At 46.4% G+C, this 922-nt stretch carries 1 protein-coding gene and 1 pseudogene; both read right to left on the bottom strand.

Going from position 1 to position 922, the window contains the following annotated elements; all coding sequences use genetic code 11:
* Positions 1–510: nickel-dependent hydrogenase large subunit (locus AC1MDJ_RS08130; protein ID WP_479690411.1), on the bottom strand; the 510-nt coding region annotated here is incomplete at its 3' end.
* 23 nt (positions 511–533) lie between these two features.
* Positions 534–922 (bottom strand): annotated as a pseudogene (locus AC1MDJ_RS08125) (Ni/Fe-hydrogenase cytochrome b subunit); the annotation flags it as partial.

Raw genomic sequence — 922 nt, 5'->3', positions numbered from 1 at the left:
ATAGCCTGAGCCGAATATGCCTAGTTTGCCCGTATCAATAAATTTCTTTAACCTGTCCTTAGTTGCTGTAAATGTAGCAATGCTATCTTCAGCCCAGTCTGATGAGCGGTGCGCCAAAACTGCCGCCCTAGCAGGGTCAGCTTTCAGCGCACTAATAATATCAACCCAATCTAATGCAGACAGGTGATAGAAGTGAACGATATTATCCTGCAATGTGTGAGCCGTTACCATTATATTGCGCAAGTATTGAGCATTGAGCGGAACTGCCACGTTCAGGGCGTCTTCCACCGCACGGACAGATGCCATTGAGTGAACGGACGTGCATACGCCACAGAAACGCCCAGCATACACCCAAGCATCTCTAGGGTCTCGCCCAAGAACAATGGTTTCTATCCCGCGAAACGCCTGTGCACTACTCCACGCCTTAGATACCTTGCCACCGTCCACCTCAACATCTACGCGCAGATGCCCCTCAATCCTAGTAACAGGGTCTATCGTTATTCTAGCCATATATACCTATCTCCTCATTTCCTCTAGTGTTCTTTACCCATTACATTAAATAGTTTAGCAAGCGTTATATACCCCAAAACTTCAAGCGCAATCAAGCCAAAGGTTACCATAAACTCTATAAATGACGGGAAATACGCCACCCAAGCACTGCCAGGGTTATACCCGCATAGGTACACATTTATGCGGTATATTCCGCCTGCACAACACGTAAGCATTGCGGCGTAAAATGATTTTCTAGGTGTGTTGGCATTATAAAATTTCCAAAGACCAGCCACCAGTAGCCCTATCTCTAAGATAAACACCAGCGAATAAAAGCCTGATGAAAAGATTGCAGTGAATTGCCCGCGAATGACGATATCTACCATACGGATAGCTAACCAGCCAGCACCGATATAGGCGGCTACCTTAGCAA

It is taken from the genome of Candidatus Termitispirillum reticulitermitis, from assembly GCF_054655775.1.
This window is presented reverse-complemented; position numbering and strand designations above follow the sequence as displayed.